Origin of the sequence: Mycolicibacterium sp. ND9-15 (assembly GCF_035918395.1) — a bacterium.
Taxonomy (GTDB): Bacteria; Actinomycetota; Actinomycetes; order Mycobacteriales; family Mycobacteriaceae; genus Mycobacterium.
In genome coordinates this window covers 4,402,747-4,424,175 of the sequence record NZ_CP142362.1, presented here as the reverse complement: position 1 = coordinate 4,424,175, position 21,429 = coordinate 4,402,747, and the positions used below count along the sequence as shown (strand labels likewise).

Annotated in this window: 2 protein-coding genes (1 of these 2 only partly in view); both read right to left on the bottom strand. The window is 67.1% G+C overall.

The window, feature by feature from the left end:
• Nucleotides 1-6,125 carry the start of a non-ribosomal peptide synthetase gene (locus QGN32_RS21000; protein ID WP_442791742.1) on the bottom strand. It extends 14,086 nt beyond the left edge of the window, so only the first 6,125 of its 20,211 coding nucleotides appear in the window; the start codon lies at nt 6,123-6,125; its stop codon lies beyond the left edge, outside the window.
• Nucleotides 6,112-21,429, bottom strand: a complete 15,318-nt coding sequence (locus QGN32_RS20995; protein WP_442791741.1) for a non-ribosomal peptide synthetase — start codon at nt 21,427-21,429, stop codon at nt 6,112-6,114. The genes QGN32_RS21000 and QGN32_RS20995 overlap by 14 nt, the downstream gene beginning before the upstream one ends.

Here is a 21,429-nt window from a genome sequence, read left to right as displayed (position 1 = left end):
GCGCGGGCCACCACCTGCATCGACAAGATGCTGTCACCGCCCAGATCGAAGAAGGAGTCGTCGACTCCGACGCGCTCCAGTCCGAGGACCTGGGCATAGATGCCGGCCAAGATCTCCTCGACCGCATTGCCGGGTGCACGGTATCGATCCAGGTCGACGTATTCGGGGGCGGGCAGGGCCCGTTTGTCGAGTTTTCCGTTGACCGTCAGTGGCAGTGCCTCGATCGCCACGATCGCGGCTGGCACCATGTAGGCGGGTAGCCGCTCGGCCATCGCCGCGCGAATACCGGCCGGGTCCGCCGTCCCGGTGAGGTAGCCGACGAGGCGTTTGTCGCCGGGGCGGTCCTCGCGGGCGATGACGGCGGCCTGCTCCACCCCGGCCAGCCCGGCCAACACCGCCTGCACCTCACCGAGTTCGATTCGGTAGCCACGGATCTTGACCTGCTCGTCGGCGCGGCCCAGGTACTGCAACTGCTCATCGGGACCCCAGCGCACCAGATCGCCGGTGCGATACATCCGCTGTCCCGGCGCTTGCGCACCTGCGAACGGGCACGCCACGAACCGCGAACCGGTCAGCCCCGCCCGGCGCCAATACCCGCACCCCACACCGCGACCGGCCACATACAACTCACCGACCACCCCGGTCGGTACCGCACGCAACCATTGGTCCAGCACGAAGAGTGCCGCCCCGGGCACCGGCCTCCCGATCGGAACCGGCCCCGACCCCGGCTGTAGCGGTGCGCTGAACGTGGCGTACACCGTGGTCTCCGTGGGGCCGTACCCGTTGATCATCACCCGGCCCGGTGCCCACCGGTCCACCACCTCGGCGGGACACGGCTCAGCAGCGATGACCAAGGCCGACGCATCCACCTCCGACGCTGAGAGCATCCCCACCGCAGAGGGGGTCTGGCTCAGCACGCTGACTTCCTCGGTCGCCAGCAAGGCCTGGAAGTCCTCCGGTGAGCGTGCCACCGAATCGGGCACCACCACCAGCCGCCCGCCGAACAACAAGGCGCCCCACATCTCCCACACCGAGAAGTCGAAAGCCAGGGAATGAAACTGGGTCCACACCTGTCCCGGCGCCAACGGCACGCCGACATCCAGGGCGTCGAACAGCCGCGTGACGTTGTGATGGGTGACGGCAACGCCTTTGGGCACACCGGTGGTGCCCGAGGTGTAGATGATATGGGCCAGATCGTCAGGAGCCGGCGGCGGTAGCGCCGTGTTCGGTTGGCTGTTGATCCCTGGGTCGTCGACATCGAGGACCGAGACCTCGCAATCCTTTAGCCGCTCGGCCAGCCCCGCGGTGGTGATCGCGACGAGCGGTCGGGCATCGCCGATGACGAACTGTATCCGCGCCGCCGGCTGAACCGAATCGATCGGCAGATACGCCGCGCCAGTCTTCAGAACCGCGAGAATCGCCACGACCGCCTCGACGGAGCGGTCCAACACCAGCGCGACACATTGACCCGCGCCGACACCTCGCCCAATCAGCAGATGCGCCAACCGGTTAGAGACCTCGTCCAGCTCGCGGTACGTCAGGCAGCGGTTTTCACAGCTGATCGCGACCGCCTCGGGGGTGCGCGATGCCTGTTCGGTGAACATCGCCGGTATCGATACCGGTGTGGCGGGTTGGGTCAGCACGGCGCGGTTGCCGATCTCGTCCAGGCGGACATGCTCGGCCGCGTCGATCAGATCAATCGACGACAACCGCCGCGCCGGATCGGCGGTCATGGCGTCCAACACCCGCGCCAACCGCTCGATCAGCGCCTCGATGCTGGCCGCGTCGAACACGTCGGTGCGATACTCCACCGCTCCGCCGATTCCGGCAGGCTCACCTTCCGGGGTGAAGCGCTCACCCAGCGAAAAGGTCAAATCCATTCGAGCGGAACGGGTGTCCACCGGTACCGGGGTGACCTGAACATCGCTCAACGCCCCCGCCGCGGGCTGCGCGCCGAAGTCCTGCCAGGCCAACACCACCGAAATCAGGGGCTGATGGGAGAGCGACCGGGTCGGGTTGAGCCGCTCCACAAGCACTTCGAATGGCACGTCTTGGTGCTCGTAGGCAGCCAGACTGCGGTGACGCACCTGACCCAACAGTTCAGCGACCGCCGGATCGCCCCCCAGATCGACCCGCAGCACCAAGGTGTTCACGAAGAATCCGATCAACTTGTCCAGCGCGGGATCGCGCCGTCCGATGATCGGAAAACCAACCGCCACATCAGAACTGGCGGTGAGTTTCGACAGCAGCACCGACAGGGCGGCCTGAACCACCATGAAGCTGGTGGCATTGTGCTGCCTGGCCACCCGAGCCACCCTCTGCTGCAGCTGCGCCGCCCAATCGACGGCCACGGTGGCGCCGCGCTGATCGGCGTTGGTCGGATAAGGCCGATCGGTGGGCAGCTGCAGCCGTTCGGGCATTCCGGCCAGAGCCTGCTCCCAATAGGCCAGCTGAACGGCGATGGTGCTCCCACTGTCGCCCAAGTCCCCCAATTGGGTGCGCTGCCACAACGTGTAATCGACATACTGCACCGGCAACGGCGCCCAGTCGGGAGCATGTCCGGCACACCGACTGGCATACGCCGCGCTCAGATCGGCCATCAGCGGGGTGACCGACGATCCATCTGCGGCGATGTGGTGCACGACGGCCACCAGCACGTGCTCATCGTCGGTGAGCCGGAAAAGGATTGTCCGCAACGGCATTTCGGTGGTCAGGTCGAAACTGTGACGCACCGCCACGCCGATTGCCTCATCGAGTCGGGCCGGGGACCACCCGCCGGCGTCGACGACCTCCCAACCGAGGTCGGCACGTTCGGGCGGCATCACCAGTTGCTGCGGTATCCCGTCGGGCGCGACGTACAACGTCCGCAGGGTCTCATGACGGCCCACCACGTCGGCCAGCGCCGCATGCAACGCCTCGACGTCCAGCCCGCCGGTCAACCGCAACGCGGTGGCCATGTTGTACACAGGCGACGGCCCCTGCAACTGGTCGATGAACCACAACCGCTGTTGGGCATACGACAACGGCACCACCGCGGGCCGCTCGACCGCCACCAACGGCTCAAGCCGACGCGAACCGACAGCGACACGCTGCGCCAACTGAGCGACCGTGGGCGCCTCGAACACTGTGCGCACCGAGAGTTCGCTGTCCAATGCGGAATTGATGGCCGCGATCAGCCGCATCGACAAGATACTGTCGCCACCCAGATCGAAGAACGAGTCGTCCACCCCGACGCGCTCGATTCCGAGGACCTGAGCGTAGATGCCGGCGAGGATCTCCTCCACGGCACCGGCCGGGGCGCGATACTCACCGGCGGTGTATTCCGGTGCCGGGAGCGCACGGATATCCAGTTTGCCGTTGACCGTCAGCGGCAGTGCCGGCAACACCACCACCGCTGTCGGGACCATGTAGGCCGGGAGCCGCTCGATCAGCTTCGCGCGTATCCCAGCCGGGTCTGCCGCCCCGGTCGCGGTCTCGGTGACATAGCCGACCAGGCGCTTGTCGCCGGGGCGGTCCTCGCGGGCGATCACCACCGCCTGGTCCACCCCACCCATTTCGGCGAGAGCCGCCTGCACCTCACCCAGTTCGATGCGATAGCCGCGGATCTTGACCTGCTCGTCAGCGCGACCCAGATACTGCAGCTGCCCATCGGTGTCCCAGCGCACCAGGTCCCCGGTGCGATACATCCGCTGTCCGGGCGCTTTCTCGCCGGCAAACGGACAGGCCACAAACCGCGATCCCGTCAACGCGGGGCGGTGCACATATCCCACGCCCACGCCGCGACCGGCCACGTACAACTCACCGACCATCCCCGCCGGCACTGGTCGCAACCATCCGTCCAGCACGAACAACGCCGCGGTCGACACGGGCGCACCGATCGGCACCACCCGCAGGCCTGGTGTCAGCGGCGCACTGATCGCCGCGTACACCGTGACTTCGGTCGGGCCGTAGGCGTTGATCAGCACTCGCCCGGATGCCCATCGATCCACCACGTCGGCCGGGCACGGCTCGCCGCCGAGCAGCAACGCGGTCGACTCCAGCCCCTGGGGCGACAGCGTTCCCACCGCCGACGGCGTCTGGGTCAGCACACTGACCCGTTCGGCGACCAATAGGTCGTGGAAGTCCTTCGGTGAGGCCGTCACCGATTCGGGCGCCACCACCAGCCGGCCCCCACTGAGCAGCGCAGCCCAGATTTCCCACACCGAGAAGTCGAAGGCATACGAATGGCACTGTGTCCAGACCTGTTGCGCCGGTAGGTGTCTCGGCATTGAATCCGCCAGGTGGGTCACGTTGCGCTGGGTGATCGCCACACCTTTGGGCGCCCCGGTGGTGCCCGACGTGTAGATGAGGTAGGCGATGTCATCGGCGCTCGGCGCGGGCAACCCCGTCTCCGGATAGGTGTCGATCCGGGGGTCGTTGACGTCGACGACGACCACGTCGAACCCGTCCAGTCGCGCACCCAAATCAGCCGTGGTGATCACCGCTGCCGGCGCGGCGTCGGTGAGCATGAACTCGACGCGCGCCGCCGGGAGGGCCGGATCGATCGCCAGATACGTCGCCCCGGTCTTGAGCACCGCCAGCATCGCCACAACCGCCTCAGCCGAACGCTCCAACAGCAGCGCAACACACTGTCCGCTGCCCGCACCATGCGTAATCAGCAAGTGCGCCAGACGATTTGCCGCCTCGTCAACCTCCCGGTAGGTCCACGAATACCCCGTGCACACCAGCGCCACCGCATCCGGTGTCTGCGCCACCCACGCAGCGAACAACTCCGGAATCGACACCGCCGGCGCCGGCAGAGCCAACGCCGCCCGGTTACCGATCTCATCCAGGCGGGCACGCTCCGGCGCATCGAGCAAGTCCATCGACGACAACGGCCGGGCAGGCTCGGCGGTCATCGCCGCCAGCACGCGCGTCAACCGCGCAATGATCGCCTCGATGTTCGCGGGATCGAAGACGTCGGTGTCGAATTCGACGCGGAGGCCCATCTCGCGGCCCGGTTGAGCTTGCACCGTCAGCGGATAGTGGTTGTGTTCGCGGGCGTTGAACCCGGTCACGGCCAACTCGTGGGTGCCCAACGCCGCAGCGGCATCGATCGGGTAGTTCTCGTACACGAAGAGGGTGTCGAACAGCCGCTGGTGTCCGGTGATTCGGTGGATCTCGCTGAGCGCCAGATGCTGATGCTCGAGCAGGTCGTTGTGAGCGCCTTGCAGCTGGCCCAGCAGGTCGACGGCGGTGGTGGCGGCGGTGATTCGCACCCGCACCGGTACCGTGTTGATCAACAGCCCCACCATCGAGTCCGCGCCCACCACCTCGGCGGGCCGAGCCGAGACGACGGCGCCGAACGCGACATCGTGGTGGCCGGTCAGCCACATCAGCACCTGCGCGAACGCAGCCTGTAACACGACGTTGACGGTGGTGCGGCGCGAGCGCGCCAACTCGCCAAGCGCCTTCGTGATCTCTTCCGAAACCCGAAACGATCCAACGCCTCGACGCCCCGGCTCCAACCGGTCCGACGGGGCCACCAATGTGGGAGTATCGAAGCCTGCCAATGCCTCTCGCCACGCAGTGTGTGCGGCAGCGTGATCGCGACCGGCCAGCCAGGTGACGAAGCTGCGGTACGGTGCGGGCGGAGGCAGCCGCTGCTCGTAATAGCTAGCGAAGATTTCGCGTAGCAGGACCGGCATCGACCAGCCGTCCATCACGATGTGGTGACTCGTCAGCACAAAGCGATGCGAATTCGGCGCGGTGCGGATCAAGGCGGCCCGGAAGGCCGGTCGGTCGCCCAGGTCGCATACCGCGGTGCGTTCGTCGGCGCAGACGCGCTGGGTTTGCTCGTCGACGTCCGCGTCGGGTTGCAGTTCGACGTACCGCCACTGAATTGAGGGATCGGCCGGAATGATCTGCACCGGCTGGTCGAGCCCGCCATGGAAGCGGGCGGCCAGGTGGGGATGACGGTTGATCACCGCGTCCACCGCGTTGTGCACCCGTTGCGCGTCGAGCGGACCCGCCACGGAGATATCGAGCTGCACCGCGTACACGTCGCCGCCGGCGTTCGCGGTGCTGGCATGAAAGAGCAGCCCCTGCTGGAGGGGCGTCAGCGGGAGAACGTCAGCGATCCGCATATTGCCGCTGGAGTTCGTCGATTTGCTGTTGGCTGAGGGCGACAGCGATATCGGAGGGCGTCAGCCCGCCTCCGCCGCCTTGCACGTGCGCGCAGATGCCGGCCAGCGCCTCGAACCACAACTGGCCGAGCCGACTGACCTCTGCGCGACTTAGGGCCGAGGGCGCCCAGGTCCAGTTGGCGTGCAACTGCGGCCCCGTGTCGGTGTCCGCGGTAGCGGCGTTGAGCTCCACGGTGTGCGCGAGGGGCATGGGCACCGCCGCCGCGGCGGGGGCGGCGACCGACAGGCCCTCTGGGTCCATCCACCAGATGCCCTCGGGTGCCACGGCCGGGGCCGCGCCCAGCCGGCCCAGATAGTTGAATCCGATCGACGGATCCGACTCGGGCAGGTCGACCTCGGCGTTGAGGTAGCGCAGCAGACCGTATGTCAGGGGGTCAGGCAAGGCGCGCAACTGTTCCTTGGCGTTTTTGATCAAGGCTCCAAGCGCGGACTCGCCCGCGATCACCTGCGCCCAGCGCAACTTACCGACGGTGATCGAGACCGGGTACTTGGTGGTGAACCACCCCACCGTGCGGGACAGATCGACGTCGCCGGCCAGTTCTTCGGCTCGGCCGTGGCCTTCGACATCGACGCCGATCGGTGTCGCACCGTTGCCCAGGAACTCCGACCACGCCAGCGCGAAGGCGATCAACAAGATCTCGTGGATGCCTGCGCGGAATGCGGCCGGCACTTCGCCCAACAGCACCCGGGTGGTCTCGACATCCAGCGACACCGACAACTGGCCCGCATTGGCGTAGGTATCGCGCTCGGGCCGAACCGCCTGCACCACCGCTGGGGCCGCCGCCACCTGCTTCCAGGCATCGGCCTGCTCCACCACCGCCGCGGCATGCGCATGTTCTGCCAGTAGCGACGCCCACCGGGCAAACGACGTCCCCGCCAGCGGCAGTGTCACGGGTTGGCCGGCTCGGTGCTGAGTCCAGGCGATGTTGATGTCCTCCAACAGGATTCGCCATGACACTCCGTCGATTGCGAGGTGGTGGATGATCAGTACCAGCTGGTTCGTGGACGTCACCCACAAGGCACGCAGCATCGAGCCCGCGGCCGGGTTCAACCGCGACCGCGCGGTCACCACCGCCTCTTCGGAGAGCACCTCCACCGCGTGCAGGCATTCGCGCGCGTCGACCGAACCAGCCTCGGGCACCTGCAAGGACCATCCGCCGGCACCGTCGTCGTCGACACGCAACCGCAGCATGGCGTGCCGATCCAGCACGGCCTGCAGCACCACCACCACGTCGGCGTCGGTCGCCCCGGCCGGCGCCGACACCACCATCGTCTGGTTGAACTCGTCGACCGGCCCGTCAACGCTTGCCAGCCAATGCATGATCGGTGTCGTCGCCACCGGCCCGACACCTTCATCGGTCGCGACCGCACCCTGCGCCACCACCGCCACTCGCGCGAGTCGGGCGACGGTCTGCTCGACGAAGATGTCGCGCGGCCGACATTGCACCCCGGCTGCGCGGGCGCGAGCCACTACTTGCATGGACAGGATGCTGTCTCCGCCAAGGTCGAAGAATGAGTCGTCGACCCCGACCTGCTCCAGACCGAGCACCTGCGCATAGATATCGGCCAGGATCTCCTCGATCGCGCCGGCCGGGGCGCGGTATTCGCCGCTGGTGCCGGCGTATTCGGGTGCCGGCAGAGCGCGGGTGTCCAGCTTGCCGTTGACCGTCAGCGGTAGCGCGTCGATCGCCACCACCGTGGCCGGAACCATGTAAGCCGGCAGCCGCTCAGCCAGCTGCGCGCGTGTCCGGGCCGGATCTGCGGTGCCGGTGAGGTAGCCCACCAGGCGCCTATCACCGGGGCGGTCCTCGCGGGCGATCACCGCTGCTTGCTCGACACCGTCCAATCCGGCCAGTGCGGCCTGGATTTCGCCGAGTTCGATGCGGTAGCCGCGGATCTTGACCTGCTCATCGGCACGCCCCAGATACCGCAGCTGACCGTCGGCCCCCCAACGCACCAGATCCCCGGTGCGATACATCCTCTGTCCGGGCGCTCCCGCGCCTGCGAACGGGCAGGCCACAAACCGCGATCCCGTCAACCCGGCACGTCCCCGATACCCAACGCCCACACCGGCACCGGCCACATACAACTCACCGACCACACCTGCCGGCACCGAGCGCAACCAGCCGTCCAGCACAAACAACGCCGCCCCCGGCACCGGCGCACCGATCGGTGCCGCTCCCGACCCCGCTGCCAGCGGCCCGGTCCTGGACGCACATATCGTCGTCTCGGTGGGGCCGTAACCGTTGATCATCACCCGCCCCGGCGCCCACCGATCCACCACCTCACCCGGGCAGACCTCGCCGGCCACCAGCAGCGCCACCGACTCCAACCCTTCGTGCGGGAGCATTGCCGCCGCAGACGGGGTTTGACTCATGAAGCTGACTCGTTCGCGGACCAGCAGCGCGTGGAAATCCTGCGGAGAGCCCGCCACCGACTCAGGCACCACCACCAGGCGCCCCCCACCCAACAGCGCGCCGAAGATCTCTTCAACCGAGGCGTCGAAAGCCAAGGAATGCCACTGTGCCCACACCTGCCCGAACGCTGCCAAGCCCGGATCCGGCGACGCCAGCAGCTGGGTCACGTTGTGGTGAGTCACCGCCACTCCCTTGGGCACACCGGTGGTGCCCGAGGTGTAAATCAGGTAAGCGATATCCTCCGGCGCCGGCGCCGGCAGCGCGGTGTCGGGCTGGGCGCCGATGCGGGGATCGTCGACATCGACAACCGCCAGATCCCACCCGGCCAGCCGCCCGGCTTGCCCGGCCGTGGTGATCGCGGTGATCGGCGCGGAATCGGCGATCATGAACTCGATGCGGGCATCGGGTAGCGCCGGATCGATCGGCAGATATGCCGCCCCGGTCTTGAGGATCGCCAGTATCGCTACGATCGCCTCGGCCGAACGCGAAAACAGCAGCGCCACACACTGTCCCGGTCCTGCCCCGTGGTCGGCCAACAGATGGGCCAACCGATTAGACGCCTCGTCCAACTGGAGGTAGGTCATCGAGTGCCCCTCGAACGTCACCGCAACCGCCGCGGGGGTGCGGGCCACCTGTTCGGCGAACACCACCGGAATCGACACCGGCGTGACGGGTCGGGTCAGCACCGCGCGGTTGCCGACGTCATCCAACCGGGCGTGCTCGGGTGCGTCCAGCACATCGATTGATGAGAGGCGGTCGGTCGGGTCGGCGGTCATCGCCGCCAACACCCGCTCCAGCCGCCCGATCAGCATTTCGATGCTGGCGGCGTCGAACACGTCGGTGCGATACTCCACCGTGCCGCCGATCCCCGCCGGCTGACCGGCCTCGGTGAATCGCTCGGCCAGCGAGAACACCAAATCCATTCGGGCGGTTCGGGTTTCCACGGGCAACGGGGTCGCCTGCACATCACCCAAAGGCAGCCCGGCGGCAGCGTCGTTGTCCTGCCGGTTCTGCCAGGCCAACACCACCTGCACCAGCGGGTGATGGGCTAGGAGCCGGGTCGGGTTGAGCCGCTCCACCAGCACCTCGAACGGCACGTCTTGGTGCTCGTAGGCGGCCAGGCTGCGGTGGCGCACCTGGCTCAATAGTTCGGCGCCGGTGGGGTTTGCGGCCAGATCGACACGTAACACCAAGGTGTTGATGAAGAAGCCCACCAAGTCGTCGAGCGCGGGGTCGCGCCGCCCGGCGATCGGGAACCCGACGGCCACCTCGGTGCTGGAGCTGAGCTTGGCCAGCAGCATCGCCAAGGCGGTCTGCACCACCATGAAACTGGTCGCGTTGTGCTCACGGGCAACCCGCGCCACCTGCTGCTGCAATTCAGCCGGCCAGTCCACGGCCACGCTGGCGCCGCGGTGGCCGGCCACCGGCGGATAAGGCCGGTCGGTGGGCAGCGCCACCCGCTCGGGCAGCCCGGCCAACGCCTGCTCCCAGTAGGCCAGCTGCGCGGCGATGGGGCTGTCGCTGTCGTCAAGATCGCCCAGCAGTTCGCGCTGCCACAGCGTGTAATCGACGTACTGCACTGCCAGCGGCGCCCAATCGGGGGCGCGCCCGGCGCACCGGCTGGCATAGGCCACGCCCAGATCCCTGATCAGCGGGGCGATCGACCAGCCGTCGGCTGCGATGTGGTGCACCACCGCCGCCAACACATGGTCGTTCTCCGCGAGCCGGAAAAGCGTTGCCCGGATCGGGATTTCAGATGCCAGGTCGAAACTGTGACGCGCGGCCGCGCCGATCGCCTCATCCAGCCGATCTTGCGGCCAGCCCTTGGTGTCGACGACGTCCCAACCGAAGTCGGCCCGCTCGGGCGACACGACCAGCTGCTGGGGAATCCCGTCGGGCGCAACGAACAGCGTACGCAGGCTCTCATGGCGCTCCACCACATCAGCCAGCGCCGCACCCAACGCCTCAACATCGAGCCCACCACTTAACCGCAACGCCACCGGCATGTTGTAGACCGGCGACGGTCCCTGCAGCTGGTCGATGAACCACAACCGCTGCTGAGCGAACGACAACGGCACCACCGCAGGACGCTCCACCGCCGCCAGCTGTTTGCGCGCACCCGAACCCGCACCGACACGCGGCGCCAACTGGGCGACTGTGGGCGCCTCGAACACGGCGCGCACCGAGAGATCGGAGTTCAGTGAAACGTTGATCGCCGCGATCAGGCGCATCGCCGAGATGCTGTCGCCGCCGAGCTCGAAGAACGAGTCGTCGACGCCGACGCGTCCGAGTCCCAGCACTCGGGCGTAGGTGGTCGCCAGGATTTCTTCGATCGCGCTGCCGGGGGCGCGATATGCACCGTTGGTGCGGGTGTATTCGGGTGGTGGCAGGGCGTGGGTGTCGAGTTTGCCGTTGGGGGTCAGCGGCAGCGCCTCGAGCACCACCACCGCGGCCGGGACCAGGTAGCCCGGCAGCCGCTCGGCCAAAGCGGCGCGTATCTGGGCCGGCTCGGCGGTACCGGTGAGGTAACCGACCAGGCGCTTGTCACCGGGACGGTCCTCACGCGCGATCACCACCGCCTGCTCGACCCCGTCCAACCCGGCCAACGCGGCCGCCACCTCACCCAACTCGATGCGATACCCGCGGATCTTGACCTGCTCATCAGCGCGACCCAGATACTGCAACTGCCCATCGGCGCCCCAGCGCACCAAATCCCCGGTGCGATACATCCGCTGACCAGGCGCGCCCGCGCCGCCAAACGGACAGGCCACAAACCGCGACCCCGTCAACCCGGGGCGGTGCACATATCCCACCCCCACCCCGGAACCGGCCACATACAACTCCCCCACCACCCCGGCCGGCACCAGACGCAACCACCCATCAAGGACCAACAACACCGCCCCGGCCACCGGCACCCCGATCGGCACCACCGCGGCCCCCGCGGTCAACGGCGCACTGATCGCCACACACATCGTGGTCTCGGTCGGCCCGTACGCGTTGACCATCACCCGCCCCGGCGCCCACCGATCCACCACCTCGACCGGACAGGGCTCCCCCGCCATCACCAACGCCGCCGACTCCAACCCCTGCGGCCAAAGCAACCCCAGCGCCGAAGGCGTCTGAGTCAACACAGTGACCCCTTCACCCACCAGCACCTCATGCAACTCCTGCGGCGAACCGGTCACCGCTTCTGAGACCACCACCAGCCGCCCACCGCGCAGCAACGCAGCGAAGATCTCCCACACCGAGACGTCAAACGCCAACGAATGACACAGCGCCCACACCCCCGCCGCCGGCAACCCGGCATCCAACGACCCCAACAACTGCGTCACGTTGCGATGAGTGAGCGCCACCCCCTTGGGCACCCCCGTCGTGCCCGAGGTGTAAATCAGATAAGCGATGTCATCAGCACCCGGGGCGGGCAACCCCTTCTGCGCACAGGCCCCGATCCGCGAATCGCCGACGTCGATGACGGCCACATCCAACCCGGCCACCCGCCCCGCCAAATCAGCGGTCGTCAGCACCAACACCGGTGCGGCATCAGCGATCATGAACTCGATACGCGCCCCCGGCAGCCCCGCATCGATCGGCAGATAAGCCGCCCCCGCCTTGAGCACCCCCAGCATCGCCACAACCGCCTCAGCCGACCGCCCCACCAACAGCGCCACCAACCCACCCACACCCACGCCACGATCAATCAGCAAGTGCGCCAACCGATTAGACGCCTCATCGAGCTCCCGATACGTCATCACCCGACCCGCACCCGACACCGCCACCGCATCCGGAACCCGCTCCACCCACACACCGAACAACTCCGGAATCGACACCCCCGGCACCGGCACAGCCAACCCCGCCCGGTTACCGAACCCATCCAGACCGACACGCTCCGCCTCATCGAGCAAATCCACCGACGACAACCGCCGCGCAGGCTCAGCCGTCATCACCACCAACACCCGCTCCAACCGCGCGACCATCGCCTCGATGTTCGCGGGATCGAAGACGTCGGTGCCGAATTCGACGCGAAGGCCCAACTCAGCGCCCGGCTGGACCTGGATCGTCAGTGGGTAGTGGTTGCGCTCGGTCGCCGTGAAGCCGGTGACGGCCAATTCGTGCCCGCCCGACAACGCGGCAGTGTCGATCGGGTAGTTCTCGTAGCCGAACAGTGTGTCGAAGAGCAGTTCATGACCGGTGAGGCGATGGATCTCGCTGAGCGCCAGGTGCTGGTGGTCGAGGGTGTCGTTGTGGGAGCGCTGCATCTGCTCGAGCAGGTCTGCGGTGGTGGTTGCCGCGGTGATCCGCGCCCGTACTGGCACCGTGTTGATGAGCAAGCCCACCATCGAGTCCGCGCCGCCGACCTCGGCCGGCCGCCCCGAGACCACGGTGCCGAACGCGACATCGTGGCGGCCGGTCGACCACATCAGCAACTGCGCATAGGCGCACTGCAACACGGTATTGACAGTGGTGTGAGACGAGCGGGCCAGCTCGCCGACGGCGCGGGTGATCGGTTCTGGCACCCGTGACCAGAGCACTGCTCGCGGTCCCGGCTGCGCATTCGGCGGAGCCACCAGTGTCGGGGTGTCGAAGCCGGCCAGCACCTCGCACCACGCGGAGTGGGCGGCCTCGAGATCGCGATCGGCCAACCAGCTGACGAACCTGCGATACGGAACGGCAGCGGGCAGAGGCTGACCCCGATAGCTGGCGAATATCTCGGTCACCAGGATCGGCATCGACCAGCCGTCCACCACGATGTGGTGACTGGTCAGCACCAACCGATGCCGGTCTTCAGCGATGCAGATCAACGCGACCCGAAAGGCCGGCTCGTCGCCCAGGTCGCACACTGCGGCCCGCTCGTGGGCGCACACCCGCTGGATCTGCTCGTCGGCAGCGACGCCGGGATCGAGGTCGACGCAGTGCCACGCCGCTACCGGATCAGCCGGGATGATCTGCACCGGGTCGTCGAACTGCCCGCAGAATCGCGCCGTCAGGTTGGGGTGCCGGTCAACCACCGCGCGCACCGCATCACGCAGCCGATTCCGGTCCACCATGCCGCACAAGGCGATATCCAGCTGCACCGCGTATACGTCGTCGTCGCACTGCGGGGCGCTGGCATGAAAGAGCAGACCCCGCTGAAGGGGGGTCAACGGCAAGATGTCGGCGATCTCGTAGCGCTGGTGGAGCTCGTCGATCTGGCGCTGGCTCAGCCGGGCCGGGGCGATGTCCGACGGCGTCAGCCCGCCCCCGCCACTGCGTACATGCGCGCAGATTCCGGCCAGCGCCTCGAACCACAATCCACTGAGCCGGCCGATCTCGTCGCCGCTGATCCCGGAGCGCGCCCACGTCCAAGTGGCTTGCAGTCGCGGGCCGACCTCGCTGTCTACGGTGCCCGCGTTGAGTTCCAGTGTGTGCGCCAACGGCGTGGGCACCGCCGACGCGGCGCTGGTCAGCGACACCCCGTCCGAGCCGATCCGCCACATGTCATCAGCGGAGGCAGTCTGCGGTGGGGCACCCAGCCGCCCTAGGTAGTTGAATCCGATCGGCGGGTCTGATGCGGGCAGCTCCACGTCGGGGTTCAGATAGCGCAGCAGACCGTAGGTCAGAGGATCGGGCAGGGCGCGTAGTTGCTCCTTGGCGGCTTTGATCACCGCCCCCAGGGCCGCGTCGCCGGTGACGACCTGCGGCCAGGACAGTTTCCCGACCCTCAAAGCCACCGGGTACTTGGTGGTGAACCAACCCACCGTGCGGGACAGATCGACATCGGAGGCAATCTCCTCGTGGCGCCCGTGGCCCTCCACGTCGATACCGACGGGCACCGAGCCATTGCCCACGAACTGCGCCCACGCCAACCCGAACGCGATCAACAAGATTTCTTGTATCCCTGCGTGAAACGCCCCGGGCACCTCTCCCAGCAGCATGGAGGTGAGTTCGCTGTCCAGCGTGACCGACAACTGCCCGGCACTGGCATAGGTATCCCGCTCCGGCCGCACCGGCCCCAACAGCGCCGGTGCCGCCGCCACCTGCTTCCACGCGTCTGCCTGCTTCACCACCTCCCGGCGGTGTGCGTGCTGAGCTAGCAGCGAGGACCAGCGGGCGAACGACGTCCCCGTCGCCGGCAGCGTGACCGGCTGGCCGGCCCGGTGCTGGGCCCAGGCGATGTTGATGTCCTCCAACAGGATTCGCCATGACACCCCGTCGATTGCGAGGTGGTGGATGATCAGCACCAGCTGGTTCGTCGATGTCACCCACAGCGCGCGCAGCATCGACCCCGCGGCCGGGTTCAACCGCGACCGCGCGGTCACCAGCACCTCATCGGACAGCTCGTCGACCACCTCCAGGCAGCACGCCGCATCCGCCGCGCCTACCTCGGGCGCCGTCAACGACCAACCGTCGGGACCGTCGTCAACCCGCAGCCGCAACATGGCGTGCCGATCCAGCAGTGCCTGCAGCACCACCACCACGTCGGCCTCTGTCACCCGCGTGGGCGCCGAGACCGCGATGGTCTGATTGAGCTGTTCCACCGGGCCGTTCACGGTGGCCAGCCAGCGCATGATCGGTGTCGCGATCACCGGCCCGATGCCCTCGTCGAGGTCGCCGCTGTCGGTGTCGGCGGCCACCGCCACCCGCGCGAGCCGGGCGACGGTCTGCTCGACGAAAACGTCGCGAGGCCTACATGCCAGTCCGGACATCCTGGCCCTGGCGACCACCTGCATCGACAGGATGCTGTCGCCACCCAGATCGAAGAACGACTCGTCGACGCCGACGCGTTCGAGTCCCAAGACGTCTGCGTAGATGCCGGCGAGGGTCTTCTCGATGGCGGTGACCGGGGCCCGGTACGCGCCGGCGGTGTATCTCGGCGCCGGCAGGGCGCGTTTGTCGAGTTTGCCGTTGGGGGTGAGCGGCAGCGCTTCCAGCAGCATCACAGCCGCGGGGATCATGTATGCCGGTAGCCGCTCGCCAAGTAGCGCGCGCATCTCGGCCGGGTTCGCACTTCCGGTGATGTAACCGACGAGGCGCTTGTCGCCACGGCGGTCCTCGCGGGCGATCACCGCTGCCTGCTCGACACCGTCCAATCCGGCCATCGCGGCCTGCACTTCGCCGAGTTCGATGCGGTAGCCGCGGATCTTGACCTGCTCATCGGCGCGCCCCAGATACCGCAGCTGACTGTCGGCCCCCCAACGCACAAGATCCCCGGTGCGATACATGCGGGTGCCCGGCCCACCGAACGGGCAGGCCGTGAATCGCGATGCGGTCAGCCCGGCTCGGCGCACATACCCAACGGCCACCCCGGCACCGGCCAGATACAACTCACCGACCACCCCGACCGGTACCGGGCGCAACCACGCATCGAGTACAAAGAACGCCGCCCACGCAATCGGCGAGCCGATCGGCGGCGACCCAGAACCCGCCGCCAGCGGCGCGCTCTTGGACAGCCACATCGTCGTTTCGGTGGGGCCGTAGACGTTGACCATCACCCGCTTTGGTGCCCACCGATCCACCAGTTCGGCTGGGCAGGGCTCAGCACCGATCACCAACGCCGCCGAGTCCAGACCCTCAGGAGAAAGCACCCCTACCGCCGAGGGGGTCTGGGTCAAGACGGTGACGTGTTCGTTGACCACCAACGCGTGAAAGTCCTCCGGTGAGCGCGCCACCGAGTCGGGCACCACCACCAGCCGGCCGCCGAACAACAGCGCACCCCAGATCTCCCACGCTGAAAAGTCGAAGGCGTAGGAGTGAAACTGCGTCCATACCTGGTCGGGGGCCAGAGCCACGCCGATGTCGAGCATGTCGAACATCTGGGTGACATTGTGATGGGTGACGGTCACCCCCTTGGGGACACCGGTTGTGCCCGACGTGTAGATGATGTGCGCGAGGTCATCTGGGGCGGCCGTACTCGGTATGGGGGTACCGGGTTGAGCGGATATGCGGGGGTCGTTCATCTCGATCACCGACAACGTGCAGTCGGCCAATCTCGCGCGCAGGCCGGCCGTGGTGACCGCGGTGATCGGCGCGGAATCGGCGATCATGAACTCGATGCGGGCATCGGGTAGCGCCGGATCGATCGGCAGATATGCCGCCCCGGTCTTGAGGATCGCCAGTATCGCTACGATCGCCTCGGCCGAACGCGAAAACAGCAGCGCCACACACTGTCCCGGTCCTGCCCCGTGGTCGGCCAACAGATGGGCCAACCGATTAGACGCCTCGTCCAACTGGAGGTAGGTCATCGAGTGCCCCTCGAACGTCACCGCAACCGCCGCGGGGGTGCGGGCCACCTGTTCGGCGAACACCACCGGAATCGACACCGGCGTGACGGGTCGGGTCAGCACCGCGCGGTTGCCGACGTCATCCAACCGGGCGTGCTCGGGTGCGTCCAGCACATCGATTGATGAGAGGCGGTCGGTCGGGTCGGCGGTCATCGCCGCCAACACCCGCTCCAGCCGCCCGATCAGCATTTCGATGCTGGCGGCGTCGAACACGTCGGTGCGATACTCCACCGTGCCGCCGATCCCCGCCGGCTGACCGGCCTCGGTGAATCGCTCGGCCAGCGAGAACACCAAATCCATTCGGGCGGTTCGGGTTTCCACGGGAAGCGAGGTGACCTCGAGATCCTCCAACACCAGTTGCGCGGCGGGATCGCTGTTCGCGGCGAACTGCCATCCGACCATCACCTGAACGAGGGGATGATGAGCCAACGACCTGACCGGGTTGAGCCGCTCCACCAGCACCTCGAACGGCACGTCTTGGTGCTCGTAGGCGGCCAGGCTGCGGTGGCGCACCTGGCTCAATAGTTCGGCGCCGGTGGGGTTTGCGGCCAGATCGACACGTAACACCAAGGTGTTGATGAAGAAGCCCACCAAGTCGTCGAGCGCGGGGTCGCGCCGCCCGGCGATCGGGAACCCGACGGCCACCTCGGTGCTGGAGCTGAGCTTGGCCAGCAGTATCGCCAAGGCGGTCTGCACCACCATGAAACTGGTCGCGTTGTGCTCACGGGCAACCCGCGCCACCTGCTGCTGCAATTCAGCCGGCCAGTCCACGGCCACGCTGGCGCCGCGGTGGCCGGCCACCGAAGGATAGGGCCGGTCGGTGGGCAGCGCCAGCCGCTCGGGCAGCCCGGCCAACGCCTGCTCCCAGTAGGCCAGCTGCGCGGCGATGGGGCTGTCGCTGTCGTCGAGATCGCCCAGCAGTTCGCGCTGCCACAGCGTGTAGTCGACGTACTGCACTGCCAGCGGCGCCCAATCGGGGGCGCGCCCGGCGCACCGGCTGGCATAGGCCACGCCCAGATCCCTGATCAGCGGGGCGATCGACCAGCCGTCGGCAGCGATATGGTGCATGACGGCGACCAGCACATGGTCGTCATGGCTGAGCCGGAAAAGTGTTGCCCGGATCGGGATTTCAGATGCCAGGTCGAAACTGTGACGCGCGGCCGCGCCGATCGCCTCATCCAGCCGATCTTGCGGCCAGCCCTTGGTGTCGACGACGTCCCAACCGAAGTCGGCCCGCTCGGGCGACACGACCAGCTGCTGGGGAATCCCGTCGGGCGCGACGAACAGCGTACGCAGGCTCTCATGGCGCTCCACCACATCAGCAAGCGCCGCGCGCAGTTCCTCGAGATCAAGGCATCCGCCCAGCCGCAACGCGGCTGCCATGTTGTAGACCGGCGACGGTCCCTGCAGCTGGTCGATGAACCACAACCGCTGCTGAGCGAACGACAACGGCACCACCGCAGGACGTTCCACTGGTATCAAGGGCTGAAGCCGACGTGAACCCGAACCGATGCGACGCGCCAACTGGGCGACCGTGGGCGCCTCGAACACGGCGGGTACCGAGAGATCGGCGTCCAGCGAAACGTTGATCGCCGCGAATAGTCGCATCGCCAGCAGCGAGTCCCCACCCAGGTCGAAAAACGAGTCGTCGACACCGACGCACTCGAGTCCCAGGACGTCGGCGTAGATGGTCGCGAGGATCTCCTCGACCGCGGTCTCCGGGGCGCGGTAACCGTCAGCGCCCTGGGTCTCCGGTGGTGGCAGGGCGTGGGTGTCGAGTTTGCCGTTGGGGGTCAGCGGCAGCGCCTCGAGCACCACCACCGCGGCCGGGACCAGGTAGCCCGGCAGCCGCTCGGCCAAAGCGGCGCGTATCTGGGCCGGCTCGGCGGTACCGGTGAGGTAACCGACCAGGCGCTTGTCACCGGGACGGTCCTCACGCGCGATCACCACCGCCTGCTCGACCCCGTCCAACCCGGCCAACGCGGCCGCCACCTCACCCAACTCGATGCGATACCCGCGGATCTTGACCTGCTCATCAGCGCGACCCAGATACTGCAACTGCCCATCGGCGCCCCAGCGCACCAAATCCCCGGTGCGATACATCCGCTGACCAGGCGCGCCCGCGCCGCCAAACGGACAGGCCACAAACCGCGACCCCGTCAACCCGGGGCGGTGCACATATCCCACCCCCACCCCGGAACCGGCCACATACAACTCCCCCACCACCCCGGCCGGCACCAGACGCAACCACCCATCAAGGACCAACAACACCGCCCCGGCCACCGGCACCCCGATCGGCACCACCGCGGCCCCCGCGGTCAACGGCGCACTGATCGCCACACACATCGTGGTCTCGGTCGGCCCGTACGCGTTGACCATCACCCGCCCCGGCGCCCACCGATCCACCACCTCGACCGGACAGGGCTCCCCCGCCATCACCAACGCCGCCGACTCCAACCCCTGCGGCCAAAGCAACCCCAGCGCCGAAGGCGTCTGAGTCAACACAGTGACCCCTTCACCCACCAGCACCTCATGCAACTCCTGCGGCGAACCGGTCACCGCTTCTGAGACCACCACCAGCCGCCCACCGCGCAGCAACGCAGCGAAGATCTCCCACACCGAGACGTCAAACGCCAACGAATGACACAGCGCCCACACCCCCGCCGCCGGCAACCCGGCATCCAACGACCCCAACAACTGCGTCACGTTGCGATGAGTGAGCGCCACCCCCTTGGGCACCCCCGTCGTGCCCGAGGTGTAAATCAGATAAGCGATGTCATCAGCACCCGGGGCGGGCAACCCCTTCTGCGCACAGGCCCCGATCCGCGAATCGCCGACGTCGATGACGGCCACATCCAACCCGGCCACCCGCCCCGCCAAATCAGCGGTCGTCAGCACCAACACCGGTGCGGCATCAGCGATCATGAACTCGATACGCGCCCCCGGCAGCCCCGCATCGATCGGCAGATAAGCCGCCCCCGCCTTGAGCACCCCCAGCATCGCCACAACCGCCTCAGCCGACCGCCCCACCAACAGCGCCACCAACCCACCCACACCCACGCCACGATCAATCAGCAAGTGCGCCAACCGATTAGACGCCTCATCGAGCTCCCGATACGTCATCACCCGACCCGCACCCGACACCGCCACCGCATCCGGAACCCGCTCCACCCACACACCGAACAACTCCGGAATCGACACCCCCGGCACCGGCACAGCCAACCCCGCCCGGTTACCGAACCCATCCAGACCGACACGCTCCGCCTCATCGAGCAAATCCACCGACGACAACCGCCGCGCAGGCTCAGCCGTCATCACCACCAACACCCGCTCCAACCGCCGCACCAGATCGCGGACATCGCAGTTCGAGAAGAACTGGCCAGAGCCGACCGTGCTGAGAAAAAGCTGATCACCGTCTGGGAAAAACACCAGCCCGAATTCGATGGGCCCAGCATGGGTCAGGGTTCCCGTCGTCGGAGCACCGGCAAGCTCCGCTGTATGAGTAAACGGAATGAAGTTGACCACTACTCGATTCGATGCCTGCCCCGAGCCGCGCAGACCCGCACTGTGGTCAATGGTGTGGACTGGGAATCGCTGATGCTTTAGCGCCTCTCGCATTTTCGTGTCGACATGCCGACAAAACTCCGCAACTGTGGATCTGGGCGAAGTTTTCAACACCAGCGGCACGAATCCGGAAATCATTCCCGGCATCGACTGCATCTCTGCACGCACCCGCCGGCTCACCGGAAAATCGAGAACGACGTCAGGACTTTCAGTGTCGAAAGCACGGGCCAAAAGCGCGCACGCCGCGGTGATCACTGACGTTTGGCGCACTCCCAGATTCTGGGACAGCGCCCGAACCCGGCGAATAGCGCTGGGGTTCAATTGGATCGGCGCGGAGGACACTTTCTCACAACGGTCGTCTTTCCGCGGCGCCAACCGATAACGCGATTCGCTTTCCGATGGCAAATTGTTCGCCCAATACGCGTGATCGTCGAGATAATCGGTGGACGCTTCGTATGCTGACTCGCATTCAATGAGATCACTCAGCGAGCCGAAGAAAGCCGGCGGAACGGGCTCGCCCACAGCGACTGCAGAGTAGATTTCCGCAATGCGGTGACAAACCAGGGTGAGGCCGATTCCGTCTGTGACGATGTGATGGCAGCACGCGAAGAAATAGAATTCATCCACCCTGGTCTGGAACAACGCAAATTTGAACAGTGGGCCACTAAGCGGCATCAACGTGCGTTGGATCGATGACGCCAGCCGATAGGCGTCCTGGGCGGGGCGCTTCGAGTCGAGGAGATCAAAGCGAGCCAGCTCGACACACGGGTAATCGATCAGCTTTTGGAAGACCTGGCCATCCACCTCGAAGAAGGCGGCTCTCAGTGGCTCGGCCTCGCGCACCGCTTGAACGATCGACCAGTCGAGCAACGCGGCGTCTACTGCTCCCTCGGCCCGCAAGAGCTCGCCCAGCTGCCATTCCGCGCCGAAGCTGCCCGTTTTCTGCGCAAGCCAGATGTCGAACTGTCCCCGCGTCAGCGGAAGGGTCCGGTCCCCGAGTTCCAT

Excerpts from the sequence above, each read along its gene's own strand:
- QGN32_RS20995 (WP_442791741.1), bottom strand. The coding sequence starts at position 21,429 with ATGGAACTCGGGGACCGGACCCTTCCGCTGACGCGGGGACAGTTCGAC.